Origin of the sequence: Rhabdochromatium marinum (assembly GCF_016583795.1) — a bacterium.
In the GTDB taxonomy this organism is placed as follows: Bacteria; Pseudomonadota; Gammaproteobacteria; order Chromatiales; family Chromatiaceae; genus Rhabdochromatium; species Rhabdochromatium marinum.
In genome coordinates, this window is record NZ_NRRS01000212.1 from 1 (window position 1) to 576 (window position 576).

A 576-nucleotide genomic window follows, 5' to 3' on the forward strand; every position below is an offset into this window, starting at 1 on the left:
AGTCTCCCGACCAGAGCGTCGCTATCCGCCAGAGGCGCAACACGCGATACGGGTGGGTGGCTAGCCCTTACCCGACCGGGACTTTCACCCGGCAAGAAGCGCCAAGCTTCGCTTGGCGCACCAACGCTGAAGCTTTCAACGAAACGATCTGATCGGCTTTCTGCGCTAAATGATCGGATACGTTCCGGATTTTCCGAATGGCTTGGAGGTCGTTTTCAACACTGGTGGGATTGAACGGCTCGGGTATTCCTTCAGCCCCGGGCTGGAGTTTCCATAGAACCCATAGTCGGTCGACAGCATCAACGAAAGCCCAAGCATCCAAATAGTATGGCGCGAAGCTCTTCGGCAATGCCGACTTAGACTGCGCGTCCAAAAGTGCAGGCAGTCCTGCTGCAAGACGACTGAAGGCAAGTTCAGCAATTTCGAAGGCGTGCCGAAGCCCATCCAAGAAGGGTGCGGCCTCGACAAGATGTTATTTCGAGGAGTATGCTCTAAGCCTCTGTAAATGATGAGGCGAGGAGCGATCATGGCCACGGTTGTTCGGCGTTCGGGCGAAGAGATCACCATCGAAGTGAG

1 protein-coding gene is annotated in these 576 nt (G+C 55.6%); it reads right to left on the reverse strand.

Annotated elements, in window-relative coordinates:
- Positions 1-165: 165 nt before the first annotated feature.
- Positions 166-576: hypothetical protein (locus CKO36_RS19455; RefSeq protein ID WP_207161532.1), on the reverse strand; the 411-nt coding region annotated here is incomplete at its 5' end.